The 16,027-nt window shown below is 26.9% G+C and carries 21 protein-coding genes and 1 pseudogene; 13 read left to right on the top strand and 9 right to left on the bottom strand.

The genetic code is table 11. From position 1 onward, the window contains the following. The coding region (locus N4A48_RS09635; protein ID WP_293665699.1) for a fibronectin type III domain-containing protein at positions 1-1,772 on the top strand (1,772 nt) is incomplete at its 5' end. Between the two features lie 45 nt (positions 1,773-1,817). Here the strand turns inward: N4A48_RS09635 and N4A48_RS09630 are convergent. From N4A48_RS09630 to N4A48_RS09620, 3 genes and pseudogenes are all read right to left on the bottom strand, one after another. Further along, positions 1,818-1,988: a hypothetical protein gene (locus N4A48_RS09630; protein WP_293665698.1), complete on the bottom strand. Its 171-nt coding sequence runs from the start codon at positions 1,986-1,988 to the stop codon at positions 1,818-1,820. A gap of 400 nt (positions 1,989-2,388) precedes the next feature. After that, positions 2,389-2,655 (bottom strand): annotated as a pseudogene (locus N4A48_RS15060) (IS701 family transposase); the annotation flags it as partial. Positions 2,656-2,791: 136 nt separating this feature from the next. Next, a complete protein-coding gene (locus N4A48_RS09620) occupies positions 2,792-3,100 on the bottom strand; it encodes a hypothetical protein (protein ID WP_293665696.1) in 309 nt (102 codons plus the stop codon). 266 nt (positions 3,101-3,366) lie between these two features. On the opposite strand from N4A48_RS09620, the gene N4A48_RS09615 reads away from it, so the two are divergent. The 4 genes from N4A48_RS09615 to N4A48_RS09600 all read left to right on the top strand — a co-directional run bounded on the left by N4A48_RS09615 (position 3,367) and on the right by N4A48_RS09600 (position 5,428). Then, on the top strand, positions 3,367-3,852 hold the full coding sequence (locus N4A48_RS09615) for a hypothetical protein (RefSeq protein ID WP_293665695.1): 486 nt from the start codon (positions 3,367-3,369) through the stop codon (positions 3,850-3,852). Next, on the top strand, positions 3,818-4,159 hold the full coding sequence (locus N4A48_RS09610; RefSeq protein ID WP_293665694.1) for a hypothetical protein: 342 nt from the start codon (positions 3,818-3,820) through the stop codon (positions 4,157-4,159). Before N4A48_RS09615 ends, N4A48_RS09610 begins: the two co-directional genes overlap by 35 nt. Positions 4,160-4,322: 163 nt before the next feature. Next, on the top strand, positions 4,323-5,156 hold the full coding sequence (locus N4A48_RS09605; protein ID WP_293665693.1) for a peptidoglycan-binding domain-containing protein: 834 nt from the start codon (positions 4,323-4,325) through the stop codon (positions 5,154-5,156). 32 nt (positions 5,157-5,188) lie between these two features. Further along, positions 5,189-5,428: a hypothetical protein gene (locus N4A48_RS09600; protein ID WP_293665692.1), complete on the top strand. Its 240-nt coding sequence runs from the start codon at positions 5,189-5,191 to the stop codon at positions 5,426-5,428. A 34-nt stretch (positions 5,429-5,462) separates the two neighbouring features. On the opposite strand, the gene N4A48_RS09595 is transcribed toward N4A48_RS09600, so the two are convergent. From N4A48_RS09595 to N4A48_RS09585, 3 genes are read right to left on the bottom strand one after another with little or no spacing between them, the layout of a single operon-like run. Continuing rightward, positions 5,463-6,005 carry a YcxB family protein gene (locus N4A48_RS09595; RefSeq protein WP_293665690.1) on the bottom strand — a complete coding sequence of 181 codons (543 nt, stop codon included), beginning with the start codon at positions 6,003-6,005 and terminating at the stop codon, positions 5,463-5,465. 51 nt (positions 6,006-6,056) lie between these two features. Further along, on the bottom strand, positions 6,057-6,296 hold the full coding sequence (locus tag N4A48_RS09590; protein WP_293665689.1) for a YcxB family protein: 240 nt from the start codon (positions 6,294-6,296) through the stop codon (positions 6,057-6,059). Positions 6,297-6,319: 23 nt separating this feature from the next. Further along, a complete protein-coding gene (locus N4A48_RS09585) occupies positions 6,320-6,547 on the bottom strand; it encodes a hypothetical protein (RefSeq protein WP_293665688.1) in 228 nt (75 codons plus the stop codon). Between the two features lie 384 nt (positions 6,548-6,931). On the opposite strand from N4A48_RS09585, the gene N4A48_RS09580 reads away from it, so the two are divergent. Beyond that, complete coding sequence (locus N4A48_RS09580; protein ID WP_293665687.1) at positions 6,932-7,075, top strand: hypothetical protein; 144 nt, start codon at positions 6,932-6,934, stop codon at positions 7,073-7,075. A 43-nt stretch (positions 7,076-7,118) separates the two neighbouring features. Here the strand turns inward: N4A48_RS09580 and N4A48_RS09575 are convergent, their stop codons facing one another. The 3 genes from N4A48_RS09575 to pepV form a co-directional block, all read right to left on the bottom strand. Further along, positions 7,119-7,751 (bottom strand): hypothetical protein, encoded by a 633-nt coding sequence (locus N4A48_RS09575; protein ID WP_293665686.1) that lies wholly within the window; start codon positions 7,749-7,751, stop codon positions 7,119-7,121. Positions 7,752-7,861: 110 nt separating this feature from the next. Continuing rightward, positions 7,862-8,374, bottom strand: a complete 513-nt coding sequence (locus N4A48_RS09570; RefSeq protein ID WP_293665685.1) for a hypothetical protein — start codon at positions 8,372-8,374, stop codon at positions 7,862-7,864. 21 nt (positions 8,375-8,395) lie between these two features. Continuing rightward, positions 8,396-9,730, bottom strand: coding sequence for a dipeptidase PepV (gene pepV / locus N4A48_RS09565; protein ID WP_293665684.1), 1,335 nt, complete (start codon positions 9,728-9,730; stop codon positions 8,396-8,398). Between the two features lie 175 nt (positions 9,731-9,905). On the opposite strand from pepV, the gene yabG reads away from it, so the two are divergent. The 7 genes from yabG (at position 9,906) to N4A48_RS15055 (ending at position 16,023) form a co-directional block, all read left to right on the top strand. Further along, positions 9,906-10,739 carry a sporulation peptidase YabG gene (gene yabG, locus N4A48_RS09560; RefSeq protein WP_293665683.1) on the top strand — a complete coding sequence of 278 codons (834 nt, stop codon included), beginning with the start codon at positions 9,906-9,908 and terminating at the stop codon, positions 10,737-10,739. Next, positions 10,732-12,069, top strand: coding sequence for an N-acetylmuramoyl-L-alanine amidase (locus N4A48_RS09555; RefSeq protein WP_293665682.1), 1,338 nt, complete (start codon positions 10,732-10,734; stop codon positions 12,067-12,069). The genes yabG and N4A48_RS09555 overlap by 8 nt, the downstream gene beginning before the upstream one ends. 70 nt (positions 12,070-12,139) lie before the next feature. Continuing rightward, a complete protein-coding gene (locus tag N4A48_RS09550; RefSeq protein ID WP_293665680.1) occupies positions 12,140-12,397 on the top strand; it encodes a Veg family protein in 258 nt (85 codons plus the stop codon). 90 nt (positions 12,398-12,487) lie between these two features. Further along, the gene (locus N4A48_RS09545) at positions 12,488-14,038 is read left to right on the top strand and encodes a DUF3794 and LysM peptidoglycan-binding domain-containing protein (RefSeq protein WP_293665679.1); all 1,551 of its coding nucleotides are present in this window, start codon (positions 12,488-12,490) and stop codon (positions 14,036-14,038) included. 116 nt (positions 14,039-14,154) lie between these two features. Then, complete coding sequence (gene ispE, locus N4A48_RS09540; protein WP_330665100.1) at positions 14,155-15,030, top strand: 4-(cytidine 5'-diphospho)-2-C-methyl-D-erythritol kinase; 876 nt, start codon at positions 14,155-14,157, stop codon at positions 15,028-15,030. Next, positions 15,020-15,706, top strand: a complete 687-nt coding sequence (locus N4A48_RS09535; RefSeq protein WP_293665678.1) for a GntR family transcriptional regulator — start codon at positions 15,020-15,022, stop codon at positions 15,704-15,706. Before ispE ends, N4A48_RS09535 begins: the two co-directional genes overlap by 11 nt. Before the next feature lie 146 nt (positions 15,707-15,852). Then, positions 15,853-16,023, top strand: a complete 171-nt coding sequence (locus N4A48_RS15055) for a CLC_0170 family protein (RefSeq protein WP_443081752.1) — start codon at positions 15,853-15,855, stop codon at positions 16,021-16,023. Positions 16,024-16,027 lie beyond the last annotated feature (4 nt).

The following is a 16,027-nucleotide window of genomic DNA, read 5'->3' as shown; positions in this document are numbered from 1 at the left end:
TAACAACAAAAACTACAGGTACAAATGGAGGAAATATTGTTTTTGATAATCTTACAAATGACACTACATATATAATCAAAGCTAAGACCTTATTTAGTATATCAGGGGCTAATAGAGATAGTGATTATGTAGAATTATCAGTCGAAATTGACAATGCGCTACTTCCGTCTATACCATCTGAACCTACGGTTGAAGAAGTTTATGCAGGTGTATTCGACGTTAGATGGTATAGTGTAGCTAATTCAACTAAATACAAACTAAAGGTAATAAGAAAATATGATAGTTATACTACATATTATGAAACTTCAAATACAAAGTACTCACTTTCAAGTGGAAGCTTGCAATATGGAGAAACCTATCTTGTATCAGTACAAGCAGGAAATAACCAAGGATGGTCAGACTATTCAAATGAGAATTCTTTAACAATGAGAGCAAAACAATCAAAACTAGAAGTAATTGAAAAGACAAGTGATTCTATAAAGTTAGATATCAGTGGCTTATTAGCTAATAACAATAGTGTAGACGTATACTTATTTTATACTAATGGTATACTTGTAGAACATAAACAGATAAATATATCTGATGGACAAGATATATTTGATGAAGAAGATATATTTGATGAAGAAGCAAATATTGTTGTTTTTGATAATCTTACAGATGATAGCTATATAATTAAAGCTAAGACATCATCTAGTATAATAGAATTATCAGTGGAATTGCTATCTCCGTGGATCCCATCTGCACCAACAAATGTAAGAACTTATGTAAATGGGAAACATGTAAAAATAACATTTACAAAAGGAGTAAATAGTCATACTACTATTTTGGGAGATTATGCAAAGAGAGAAATCGATACAGATGTTTCAAGTAGCTCTTTTGAGATTGATTTTCCAGAATATGACAAAGGGTATACATTCTACCTAAAATCTAGGGCTGCAAATGGATATGAAAGTGATTGGACTAAATATACTGTAACAACTATAAGTGGAGGAATAGGTGGAAGTGATATATTTGATTCAGATTATGTATCTTTCATTGAAAATATAGAAAAGTCACAAGGCGTTATGACCGCTTTAAATTACATGAAATGGGATTTAAAAGCTTACTCAGATGAAGCATTAGATCAAATTAAAATAAGATATAGTTCAGAATTTGATAAATTTACTGAAAAATTTAATAAATTACTTTTAAAAAGTGATTATCTTGAATATCGTTTTTGCCCTGATGAATCTAAAGTACCTCCATATGGAGAATATAATTACTTTATGGTTGATATGAAAGGCTTTAAAGACATACATTATTTACGTAATAAATTAAATAAGGTTCCAAAAACATTACCAGAATTAATAGAAGAAAAGCAGAAGTGGACAATGCTTCCTTATGATAAAGCTGCTTTTCATATGACAGGAGATGAAGGCATTTTTAACTTAAAATTTGTTTCAAAAGGAGATCAACGTTACGAGGCTGTTTATGATACCGATGGTAAGTTAATAACAGAAGAAGGTGATGGCTATATAAATATGGGAACCTATAATTATATAGGTCCTGACAAAGTAAGTGGACATATAGCATGTGATGTAAATCCATATTATAAATATGGAAACATTGAAGGTACAGGAAAAGGAATGGCTGCAGAATTAGTACAAGCTGGAGGAAATATAGTTAGATTTTTAGCAAGTACTGCTGCGAGAATTCATTATAATACATATGCTTCACAAATGGGATTAGAAGAAGTAGGGGAGAATAATCCACCTGTTCATCAACCTTGGTAAAAAAGATACTATATTCATATTAAATATGAATATAGTATCTTTTTATTAAGCATTACCATAAAGAGATACTACTATAAATATATAAGATAAAATAATCATTAGGTTCAAAACTAATAAAAATTTGTTTATAAATATATTATTATCAATTAAATCTTCTTGTTGTTCACTTATGTTATTAAGTAATTGTTCTTTTTCTTTCGTAAGAAATTTAATCAAAAAAATATGAACTAGAGTAAATAAAACACATAATATAAGATTGTACAAAAACAATGTTACATTTTGAAAAGCAGAATATATTGTATATAAAATATTAGAAATCGATACGATGCAAACTATATTTGACACTTTTTTCATAATTAGTATATTTAGCTAATATTGGCTATCTCCTTTCTTTATTCATTAGACTATAATAATATTTTACCATTATCCATATTGTATCAAAAGAGCAAATCTGTCAAGAGATACTCTTAGGTGAATATCTTCTCTTAATTCTTCTTGGATTTTCTTGTTATATTCCATATATTATATTAATATCACTTTACAAGAAAAATTTAAGTTCTTTCTTCTATGGTTTCTTATTGTACCAGCTATCACATAGAATAATAACTTGAAATCAATCTAATTCAGGCATAACATCAGATATTAGCTTTTTAGCTAATTCTAGTTTAGTGGAGGATTTATCATAAAGTTTGTATTCTAAAGGTATTGTTATATATTTGAGTTCATTTTCTATTTTAATAGGTATATTCATTTCCATAGACACAATACAATGACAGTTTATATAATTAGTTCCACTATGTTTGGCATGATTAAATAATTTGTATCTATTCTCAAATTTATCTCAAACTTTAGGTTGAAGTGTATCATCAATTGATAAGTATATAGGATTATATTACTTATAAGTTAATTATCTCCTACGACAACTATCTTACCACAGGAGGATTGTCTGAGAAATCAATTTTGTGTAATTCAAGTGGCTGCTCATCACCTATAAATCCTATTTCTACTATATTATTATCCTACTTAATCTTACAATCACTTTCATAAATTGGTAATCCATCATTAAATAAATGTGTTGTAAACAAATGATATTTTAAAACACCTTTATTCTTCTTATAATAAACATTTATTTCTTGTGGTCCAAAAAGAAATGCTTCTTTATATTTTACAATAATCTCATATGATTTATCTGGTGATTTCGATGTGATTAATAGCTTCTGATGAAAAAATAGTGGAAAAATAAATACGATAATTATTAACGCTATAATACAACGTAAACATCCTTCTAAACATACGTTTGTTTTTCTTTGTTTTGAAATATTATTCATCTTCTATTCTTCTCCTCAAATATTTTTATAATAATTATATACTATTTTTATATTTAAATATAGCAAATAAGTTAAATACAGATATAATTTATCCAAATAAAATATTAAGAATATTTCGGTCATTTTTTGAAAATGGAAATTATCTTTTTACTTATTAATAAATTTCAAAAAGTTATTATTTAAGGTTTGCTTTTTAAAAATAAAAATGTCTTCGTTAAGTGTAGTATAAAATATTAAAAATTTATTGAAAAAAGGGGAGATTTATTATGGCACATTTAAAATTGTCAAATCCAAAAACTAAGACATGTGATTTTGAATTAATGTTAAGTAATCCATTTAATACAGATTATTACAGAAAAATAAGAATTACAGGTGATTATTATGGAGACGCTACAGATGATGTTAGAAGATATGTAGAAAGTATAGAAGCAGAAAAGTCATATGATTTTAATTATGTTTATGGTGAAGTAAATGATGGAATGAGTGAGGGAAGAACATATACATTACATGCTTATGCTCAGGCTAGAAATGGTACATGGTATATAGCAGGCTCATATACTATTACTATGAAAAATGATGGAGAAGCAGATTTAAGAATAGTTAAAATTATACCGTATACAGATATAGATGAATTTAAAGTTGGGGAACGAGTAACATTTAAGGTTATAGTTAAGAATATAGGAGATGTAGAAAGCTCTAAATATACTGTTAAAGTATATGGTGAAAAAGGAAATATATATATTAGATTTTGATAATGAAAATGATTTAGAAGCTGGAGATTCTGAGGATGCAAGATTAGGTGTAACTATCAATAATGCTGGTACTCAAGAATTAAAATTCTATATAAGTAAAGGAGAATCTAAAGATAGAAGTGAATATAAAACTTATAATTGGACAGGTACAGTAGAGCAAGTTAAGCAAATAAACGATGGAGTAATAAACACTGAATATATGAGTAGCGATTCAAAAGGGCAGTGGTTTAAAGTTAGATTTAATGAAGATGGATTAGCAAATTTTTGTACAAACTCATCTAGCTTAGATAACGATATATATATGTGAAGATATAGAGGGGAGGTTATTAGGCAAATCTACAAATAGTCCAGGATCAAATAAAGAGAATGATATAGTTAGAGATATACCTGTAACAGATGGAACAAAGTATTACATATATGTTAAGAACTATGGAGGAAATTCTTGCTCTTATCAAATTAAACCAAAACCATTGCCACCCACAAATGTAAAAGCTACAGTTCAAGATGATGGATTAAATGTAACTTTAACATTTAATAAAGGTCAAAATAGTACTCATACAGCTATTAAAAATGCTAATACAGGACAAATTATAAAAACTACTACAGAGTCAACAGCATATTTGAAGTTTGGGTCATACTCCAAAACATATACTATTCATTTATATGGAATGAGAGATGGTATAAAAAGTGAAAATTATACAGTAGTTACATTAAAAACAGGGTCTGAATCTGTAGTTATTGAAGGTGTAAAAAGAGGAGATGAAGGATCATCAGTAACAGGGATTCAAGAAATGTTATTTGAGTTAGGTTATTTAAAATCAACATCTCATATAACGGGTTATTTTGGAGAAATAACTGAAAATGCAGTTAAGGAATATCAGAAAGATACCCTTAGAACTGTTACTAATATAGTTGATATAGCAACAAAAAGGAGTTTAGCTGATAATTCTCGCATGCATGCTAAATCTATGTTTGAAAAAGTTAAACAAGAAAGTATGTTAAAAAAATTCAGTATAAATACACTTTTAATAGTAGATAAAGATTGGGTATTAATGGACACTTCTCAAATAAAAGTTGTAACAAGGTATTCTTATTATCCGACTACGTCAAATAAATATGCATCTCTAGATTTAGTAAAGCATAATAGTATAAATGGAACTTTATCTGGTTTAATAGCTAGTTTAGATAGTAACTTAAAGTTGAAAGAAGGGGAAGTAATAGCAAGTATAGATGCTCTTGCAGCAACTATAGCACCTCAGATAACGAAGTTATTAAGTTTAAAATACTTAATAATACTAATCTAGGAGAAAGTACTATATTAATAGAATATAATAAATTGATTGATGGGAAAAATGTTTATATCCAACTTGAAATAACACTTAGAAGATTAAATGAGGGAGTACCTGTAACTATTGCTGAAGATGTTAAAGCATATTATACTAATTCAGGAATAAAGCTTGAAGAGTATGTAGTAATAGCTGGTTTAGCTTTACTTCTTATAGGTAGTTCAGCTTATTCAGCATCATTAGCATCTATGTTTATAGGATTTGGAATAATTGAAAAAATATCTGAATAAATAATAAACCTATCCTCAAGCTATGAGGATAGGTTTATTTCATATTAAAAAAATCATTTGACATATTATAAAATTGAATAGCTTCATTTTCTGAATTGAAAAATCTTTTAGGAACAATGATACCAGATCTACTAGAAAATAAAATATAAATATATTTATCTAATATATCTATTTTATGTACAGCTTTCCATTTAACAAATTTATTAAAAGTATCTGTTATTATTGATATACCTTCTTCATTGATGTGTATAGTTCTTTCATTAAATGTGCCTTCATTTTGAGAATCCTTAATAAGTCTTTTTTTTGTTAATGAGTATTTAAGATAAAATCCAATTATGTCACCTGTAATCAATCCATATATTCCATATATAGTAAGTGTTCCATAAAAAAAGAATAATATAATGGCTAAATGAAAAAGGAATATCAATAGAATATATAGTTTAAATCCAAAACTTCGTAAACTAATATATTTATTAAATTCCCAAAGATCTTTTTCAGTTATATTGAAGGTAATTTCCATCAAATCAAATCCTTTCTTTTTATATATTGTTAATAAATTCTTTAAAATATAATTCATGTATTATAAAACAAGTAAACTTGTATAAAAAAGTTATAAATTAACTAAAGATTACTTTGAATATGCTTCAAAATAGTTAGCTATTGCATTATAAAATTGCGTAACTTCATTTGGTGAATTAAAAATTCTTTTAGGAATGATAGTTCCTGTTGATTTATTAAAGAAAATGAAGATATATTCATTTATCATTTCTATTTTACTTACAGCTGACCACTTAGAAAAAACATCATGAGAATGTGTTATTCTTGAAATGCCATTTGAATCTATATCTACAGTTTGTTCATTTAGCACACCTTTTTCATTTTCTGCAAATTTTAAGATTTTCTAGAGTATCTATTATAATAAATAAACCAAAATACAGGAAATATAGAAAGTAATGAAATCATTTTTGAATGTGTTATGAAAAAGCTATATGAATACATAAAAGTAGGAGCCAAAATAATTGTTAATGCAAGATTTAATTTTACTTTAAAACTACTGTAATAAATATGTTTATTATAATTCCAAAAATCTTCTTTAGTTATGCTATATGTAATTTTCACATAATTCACCACCTTTTTTAATTTAGAGATTTTTACATTAATATCCATAGTATACCATAATACAAGGGGTACGGAGATTATTCGTATAGAATGAATATATGTGCTCTTTTTGTAAACCCACAAGACTTACATTCATAATTATAAAGCTTTTGTCCTATACTTAATTGATCTAGTTCTTTTAGCATAATTAAACTCTCTTCAAATATTTCTATAGTAATAATTATACATTATTTTCATATTTAAACATAGCAAAGCTAAGCTATCGATTAATATTAAATAGCCCTTCTAAAATAAATCTAGTTGCTCAACTATATATGGGGTCTTATTACATAGCCATCAAGCTAATACATTACAATGGATATGTAAGGAGAAGATACCTTATTTATGAATGTAAGAGCCGAAATAAATGGTTTACTAGCTAAAAAAGGGTTAAGACCTACATTTGCTCCAACTATAACTGATGATTTGATGGAATTGTGTTGTAGAGAATTTACAAAATTTTTGATAAATATTAAAAACACTCATTAAAATGATTTATTCACCATTAGCATTAAAACTAATGGTGAGTTTTTTAATCTATTGTTATTTTTAAAAAAGCTGAGTCTATTATATTTCCACTTATATTATCAAAATAAATTACAAAATGATAGCTATAAATTGACACTAAGTCTGATTCTGTCCAAATATCATATGCTTTAAAAGATTTAATATCAGGCTTATATGTTCCTTTTTCTACGGTTGAGTGAGACTTTTTTCGATTAGTTATATTGATAAAATCCATTGTATTATCTTTTCCTAATAAATCAGATATATCTTTAATGTTTTTATTTTCGATTTTGGTCATTAAATCTTCAACCATAAATATTCTTGCGTTCATATTTTCCCACTTATTAACAGTGAAACTTTTGTAATATATTTTTTTTGCATTCTCTATTGATAAAGGAGCTATTGCCAATACAAATACTAATACACTTAATTGTGAGATTTTACGCATATCAGTATTTGTAAGATTTTCTTTAGACTTAACATAAGTACATAATTGTACAAAAACTATGTAACTAACAAAATAAAATAACACAATTAAAAGGCTTTGTGGAAATATGTACATTAAAGCTTCGTGTATACCGAATAGATGTTTAATTATTACAATAAGTGTAATGAAAAATGCAAATACCTCTAAAATATAATTATTTTTTTTATCCATAGTTATCACTCATTTCTATTTTCTTATATTTCAAACAATATAGTATAACTATTTAAGAATAACCCCAGCTCTAAATAATTTTAGATCGGGGTTATTCTTATGGTAAAGGTTTAATATTCAGAAATAATAAGATTTCGCTCAGACATTATTTGTTTATATTTTTGTGAAACAGGAGCTAAAAAAAGATATTTTTCTAAATTTTTTAAAACATCTTTAATATAGATAAAATTATATCTGTTTTCATTTTCTGCTTTATATAAAATAAAATTCATATTGATTAAATGAGAAGTATACATTTTTTTATCATATTTATATTGAAATGACTTAAAATCTTCTTTGGAATTAAAAATATCTTCTCGTAAATACATATTTCTAAGCTTATTTGACGTATACTCATGTTTTATTAAAAATTTCTCATTATTTTTAATCTCGTACAAATTAGATTCAAAATCACTTTGATCAAAAAATTCTTTATATGTACCTTCAAAATAAAAATGGTCTCCTGTCGAAGTATAAAAATCCACTTTATCTTTATATTTAGGTTCGTTAGAGGAAGGAAAATATATAATCAATATTATAAGTAAAGTGCCTAAAAAAATAAAGATATTAGCTATACGATTCAAAATATGAATCTCCTTTCTTTACTATTTAGTTAATTCATATACAGCTTTAGCATATATTTTAGTTGATTTAATCAAATCTTCTATTTCTATATATTCATTTGCTTGATGCTCAACCTTAGGCTTGTTAGGGAATACAGCTCCAAAGGCTACACAGTTTTCTATAGCCCTTGCATAAGTTGCTCCACCAGAAGATAAAGGAGTAGAGTCAAGTCCTGTTTCTTTTTCGTAAACCTTTTGAAGTGTTTTTATTAAAAAATGATCTGCTGGAACGTATATTGATTTTAAATAATCGTATTCTTCATATTCTAAGTTGTACTTAGATAATTTTTCTTTTAAAGCATTCACTACCATATCCTTGTCTACAGTAACTGGAATTCTTATATCAATACCTATTTGTTCGCCATTTTCATCTATATTTATTTTACCTACATTTAATGTAAGTTTTCCTGAAGCATCATCTTCACAGTTAGAAACTATGTTATCTGCATTGTAAGTTTCTCCTATTACATTTGCTATAAATTCTATTAAATTAGACTTTATTCCTATGTTGTTTAGGGCTATACATAATCTAGCTATAGCATTTATTCCATAATGAGGATTACAAGCATGAGATGATTTTCCTATAACTGTTAATGAATTTTCATTAGATGTATATTCAAAATTTAATCTATCAAGCTCTTTAGATAAATCGTCTAGTTTATCACCAGAATAAGTTATTCTATCTGGAACAGCATTATATGCATTTCCTCCACTTAATTGTATATTAGAATTAGTTGAGCTTTTTATATTAGCTTGTAGTAATCCCTTTTCTGCATTTATCATAGGAAATACAGAATCAGGTGTGAAGCCATAAGAAGGAATTTCTTCGTTTTCAACGTATTTAGATATTCCACCCCAAAGATTTTCTTCATCTGTACCGAATATAAATCTTATTCTCTTATTAAATTTCACATCAAGATCCATAAGAGCTTTAACTGCATATATAGCTGCTATTGTAGGACCCTTATCATCTTGAGTTCCTCTTCCGTATATTTTATTGTCTTTTATTACAGCACCATAAGGATCGTGCTTCCAGTCATTTATTTCTCCTTCAGGAACAACATCAAGGTGACCAAGTATACCTATCATTTCATCTCCTTGTCCTATTTGGGCATATCCATAATATCCGTCTTTATAATAAGTTTTAAATCCTAGAGACTTACATAAATCCAAAGTCTTTCTAAGTGCATTATCTATATTTTCTCCAAATGGAAATTTATCAGTACTATCAGATATCACACTAGGTATTTTGACTATTTCTTGTATAGATTTAATTAAATCATCTTTAATGTTTTCAACACTTAAATCTATGTTCACAAAAATCATCTCCTTTTATTATATAATTTTGGTTATTTATGCACTCATGCACATGTTAAATTATAACATTTTTGTTTTGAGGATACCTTATTAAATTTTAATCTTTCTTAGTAGTGGGAACATTATTTTTTTGCAAACATAAAATATAGTAATCCCACTAGGCAGGAGGAATAAGATGAAGATAGGAGATTTAGTTGTTAGAAAATCACATGGAAAAGATGTTTTGTTTAGGATAACAGATATTTTAGAAAGTAAAAATAGAAAAAAACAAGTTGTTTTAAAAGGTATAGATTTTAGGCTTTTGGCAGATTCATCTATAGATGATTTAGAAAAGGTAGGTCAACAGGATTTTAGACAATATGTTTTTAATAGACAAATAGAAAATCTGCTAACACGAGCCGTAAAAAATAGAAGTGATAAGCAAAAAAAGAATTATAGAAATGGCTTTGGGAGACCAGGAAAGGTACTTCATCTAGATGGAGATGGTGAATATCTAAAAATATGCTTAGAGGCTTATAAAAAGCTAGACATTGAAGCTGTAGGCAAGGTGGTTGCAGAATCAGACCAATATAAAGTAGTGGGAGAGCTTTTAAAGGAACATTCACCAGATATACTTGTTATTACAGGCCATGATTCTATATTAAATTCTAATAATGATATTAAGGATTTAAATAATTATAGAAATTCTAAAAATTTTATAAAGGCAGTCCTTGAAGCTAGAAAATATGAAAATGCTATGGATGAACTTGTTATTTTTGCAGGGGCATGTCAATCGAACTATGAAGCTATATTAAATGCAGGAGCAAATTTTGCAAGTTCACCTAATAGAATATTAATACACTGCTTAGACCCTGTTTTGATAGTAGAGAAAATAGCTTACACGAGGATTGATAGAGTAATGCATCTTGAAGAAGTTTTCCAAAATACTATAACTGGAATAAAAGGTGTAGGTGGTTTTGAGACAAGAGGAAAGTATAGGTCTGGATTACCTAAATCTCTATATGAATAGAGGTGATACTATGGATAGAGAATTTAGGAATCTTATAGCATATAGAGTATCAAAAAATATTTCACAACAATTCCATATACAGGCTATTATGTGTCAAGCTATTATAGAGAGAACAAATATATTAAGGCATATATCAGATGGAAATTTTAAAAAAGAAGAATTTAATATAGAAGATATATGTGACAAGGCACTTAAAGCTGTTGATAATACACATAATTTAGTTATAATGTTTAATAATTCTCCCATTTGTGCATATTACCACATATGCTGTGGAGGAAGTACAGAAAATAGCGAGTATTTATTAAATACAAAAATAGATTATTTAAGAGGAGTTACTTGTGATGAATGTATGAAAAATAAAGAATCAGAAAATATAGTAGATATTGATTTAGAAGAGCTTGAATCAATATTTGAATGTAATATGTCTGAAAATCTAATGAATGATTTTTCTATAAATAACATGTTGAAAATTTTAGGAAAAACTAATGGAAATAGAGTAGAGAATATACTTGTTTTTAATGAAAAGGTTAAGGGTAATATATTTAGTCAAAACTTGAATTTAGATTCTTCTAGATTTGGATTTAGACCTATGAAAATAAGATTTTATACAAAGGGTATAGGTCACGGATTGGGACTTTGCCAATATGGAGCTAATGAAAAAGCAAAAAATAACTGGGATTATGAAAAGATCTTGAATTATTATTATACAAATATTGAATTACAAAAGTTAGATGATTTTGATTTAGATTTGCCTCTTAAAAATAAAAAAATATTTATAGATGCTGGACATGGAGGAGAGGATACAGGCTATATTAATAGCTTGTTAATGGAAAAAGAGGTTTCACTAGAAGTTACCTTAAAGTTAAAAGAAAAGCTAGAAAAATTAGGTGCTTGTGTAAGTTTATCTAGATCAATTGATGAATATATATCCTTAGATAAGAGAATAAAAATGATTAAAGAGTCTAATCCTGATTTTTTGATTAGTATACATTTAAATAAATCTAAATTCGAAGGAGTAAGTGGAGCAGAAGCTATATATTATTGGGGTGATATAATAGGAGAATTAATAGGAAAAAATATACTAAGTAATCTAAAAAAGAACATGAATATAAAAAATAGAGGAGTAAAAGAAGGAAGAATATATATACTAAAAGAAAGTGGTTGCAATGGTATATATTGTGAATTAGGGTATATATCCAACCCCTTAGAATCAGAACTTTTGGTTGATGATAAGTTTATTAATAATATAGCTGAGAATATAGTGTATAGTATACTTGAGTATTATGAAAATAATATATTGACATCAAACACGAAAATAGATAAAATATAATTTTATATATTTGACATATATGTTTAAATGTGATATTATGTAAATATACAATGGAGAAGAAGGTGATTTTTTGGCTACGAAACACACTTTGGATCAGATAAGAAAAGATATAGAAAAACATGTTGGAAAGAACGTAGTTCTAAGAGCTAATAAAGGCAGAAAAAAGATGATCGTTAAAAAAGGAATCTTAGAAAATACGTACCCTAGTATATTTGTAGTAAAAATAAATGATAGCAATTGTACTAGAGTATCTTATAGTTATTCGGATGTCTTGACATCTACTGTTAAACTTCAAATTTGCACAAGTGAAAATATGAGTGTATCTTAATTCCATCTAAAAATAGATGGAATTTTTTTTGATTTAGTTAAATATAATAATAATGTGATATTTGTATATATTTAACTAGGGGGGAAAAGGATGGATTTAATAAAGGATATAATAAAGATAGACAATAGACGTGATTTTGGAAGATTTCAAACTTTTTTAGAATCTGAGATTTTAGTACCTGATACAAAAGATGATGTTTTTGAAATAGTAAAGACAGAGGCTTACATATCTTTAAAGAAAGAAGAATTGATGCAAGGAAAAATAATATTAAGAGGAGAATTAAACTACAACACAATCTATATAACTCAAGATAAACAGGTTACAAATTTAAGTGGAAAAATAGATATAAATGAGGCAATAGAAAAAGAAGATATTTCATCAGATATGAAGAGTATTTTAATAAGCAATATAGAGCATATAGACTGTAGCATAATAAATGAAAGAAAAATAAAACTAGGTTGTTTAGTAAATATTACAGGGAGTCTATTTTCAAGGGAAAAAGTAGATATAATAAGAGATATAATTGGAATTGATGATATACAAACTAGTAAAAAAGAAATATACTATGATGATGTAATAGGAATTGAAAAATCAGAGGCAATAGTTAAAGAAATAATAAATTTGGGAGAAAATGAAGATATTAGTGATATACTATCATTAAATCCAAAGGTATTATTAAAAGAAACTAGATTATCAGATAACAAAGTCATATTAGGAGGAGTAATTGAACTTAACCCTATTGTATTAAATAAAGAAGGAGATATGAATAAGTTAAGACCTAATTCTATAGAGTTTACACAGTTTATAGAAGTAGCTGGAGTTATGCAGGGAATGAAAGAAGATTCTTATATGAACTTAGCAGACTTTAAATTTAATTTAAAAGATGATGATTCAGGAAAAACTAATCTTTTAGAAATAGATGCAACTGTTAATACAAATGTTAAAATATCAGAGAATATAGTTAAAGAAACTCTTCAAGATGCTTATTGTCCATATAAAGATTTAAAGCTTGAAGATAAGAACTTTAACTTGAATAAAATAGTTAATTTTGGAGAAGATGACTTTATAATAAATGAAGTTATACAAAATGATAAAGACGATATACAAATTAAAGAAATATTGAATGTAGATTCAAAGTTATTTATAACAGATAATTTTATTATAGAAGAAAAAATGAATATAGAAGGTATAATACATGTTGATATATTATACACTCCTGAAGAAGGCTTAAGACCAGTGTATAGCATGAGTGAGGAAATACCATTTAAACAATCTCTAGACTTAAGTAATATCCATGATAGTATGAAACCTTACTCAAATATATGTATAGATAGTATAAATTATAGTGCAAAAAACAATGAAGTTGAATTAAAAATAAAAGGAAAAACTAGATTCGAAATAGTAGAGGATATGAAGAGTTCATTTATAATGAATGGAGAAATCATAGGAGATATAGACTCTTCATCAAGACCGAGCATAACTATATATATAGCCAAAGAAAATGATACTCTTTGGGATGTAGCAAAAAGATATAATACAACAGCACTTGAGATTGCTCAAACCAATGATATGAATGAAGAAGAGTCTTTAAAAGAAGGTCAATATTTAATAATAGAAAAGAAATTAACATTAGATATATAAAGATAAAAAGTCTCGATGTCATTTTGGCATTGAGACTTTTTTACCTTTATATGAACTATCTTATAATATATAATATAATTAGATTTGCATTTTAGAATAGTAATTAGGAGGAATATATGAAAAGCTTGAATTTAAAATGTAGAGCAAAAATTAATTTATCAATAGATGTACTCGGAAAAAGAGCGGATAGTTACCACTTAGTAGAAATGATTATGCAAAGTATAGATTTATATGATAATGTAAATATAGAAGAAATTAAAACTGGTATAATTATAGAGTGCAATAATAAAAATGTACCAACTGATTCTACGAACATAGCTTATAAGGCTGCTGATTTCATAAAGCAAAAATTTAATATAAATAAAGGTGTGAAAATAACAATAAACAAGAATATACCAGTAGCTGCTGGATTAGCGGGAGGAAGTACAAATGCTGCTGCTGTTTTAGTTGGACTTAATAAAAAATGGGATTTACAATTAACTCAAGAAGAGCTTATGGAACTTGGGTTAAAACTTGGAGCAGATGTCCCTTTTTGCATATTAGGAGGAGCTGCAGTAGCTAGAGGTATAGGAGAAGAGCTTACCAAAACAAAAAATTTAGAGAATGTTAAAATACTTATATGTAAACCAGATATACTAGTTTCTACAAAATGGGTATATCAAAATTTAGATATGAATAACGTATCTAAAAGGCCTAATACAGGAAATATATTGAATAATCTTGAGAAAAATGATGTACAAGCTTTAGCTTATAATATGGCTAATGTACTTGAGAGTGTAACTGAAAATAAGTATGTACAAATAAAACAAATAAAGAAAAAAATGATAGAACATAAGGCCTTAGGTTCTATGATGAGTGGAAGTGGTCCAACTGTATTTGGAATATTTGATAGTTTGGATTATGCACAAATGGCAAAGGAAGAATTAAAACAACTATACGAGCAAACATATTTAGTGAATACTTATAAGGGAGGAATTGAAATTGAAGGATAACTTGGAAAAATTAAAATTAGAAAATTACAAACCTTTGAGGGAGATAGTATTTGAGTATTTAAGAGAATCAATACTAAAAGGAAAACTAGAACCTGCACAAAGGCTTATGGAGGTTCAGTTGGCTGAACAGTTAGGGGTTAGTAGAACGCCAGTTAGAGAAGCTATTAGGAAGTTAGAATTAGAAGGATTAGTAGTTATGCTTCCTAGAAAAGGAGCATATGTTGCAGATGTATCCTTAAAGGATATAATAGAAGTTTTAGAAATAAGAGGAGCTCTAGAAGGACTTGCAGCATCTGTAGCAGCTGAGAGAATGACAGATGAAGACTTAGAAAGATTAGAACTTATATCATATCAGTTCAAGAAAAGCTTAGAAAACGGAGATATAGATATGATGGTTAAAAAGGATATAGAACTACATGATCTTATATTCAATTCAACAAACAATCAAAAACTTATTCAAATAAATAACTCTTTAAGAGAGCAGGTTTATAGATTCAGAGTAACATATATATCTGATTATGATACTTCTAAAAACTTAGTAAAGGAACATGAGGATATAATAGAAGCTATATATAATAGAAATTCTAAAGAAGCTATGCAAAGATCTACTACACATATAGAAAATGCTCAAAACTTCATAATAGAGAAATCTAGAAGAAAGAATTGTGAAAAATAAAAGTCCTAAAATTTTAGGACTTTTATTTTTTTTGCTTTATTTAAGAACTTATATCATTTTTATGTATTTAAATTGAGTTTTGGGAAAAATTATATATAAACATACTAGATTTAATCGGTAGACGAATTTTTATAGGAGTTGAGAAGATGTATTTAATTAGTTTGTTTTTAGTAATAGGTATATATCTTTTGATATGGGATTGTAATGTTTTGAAAAAAAAGAAGTTAAACAAAGAATACAATATATCTAAATTCATAGGAATATCCTATATTGTGGTGTCATTTGGATACTTTATATATTACGTAAATAGGAGGTGATAAT

It is taken from the genome of Tepidibacter sp., from assembly GCF_025210165.1.
Lineage (GTDB): Bacteria > Bacillota > Clostridia > Peptostreptococcales > Peptostreptococcaceae > Tepidibacter_A.
This window is presented reverse-complemented; position numbering and strand designations above follow the sequence as displayed.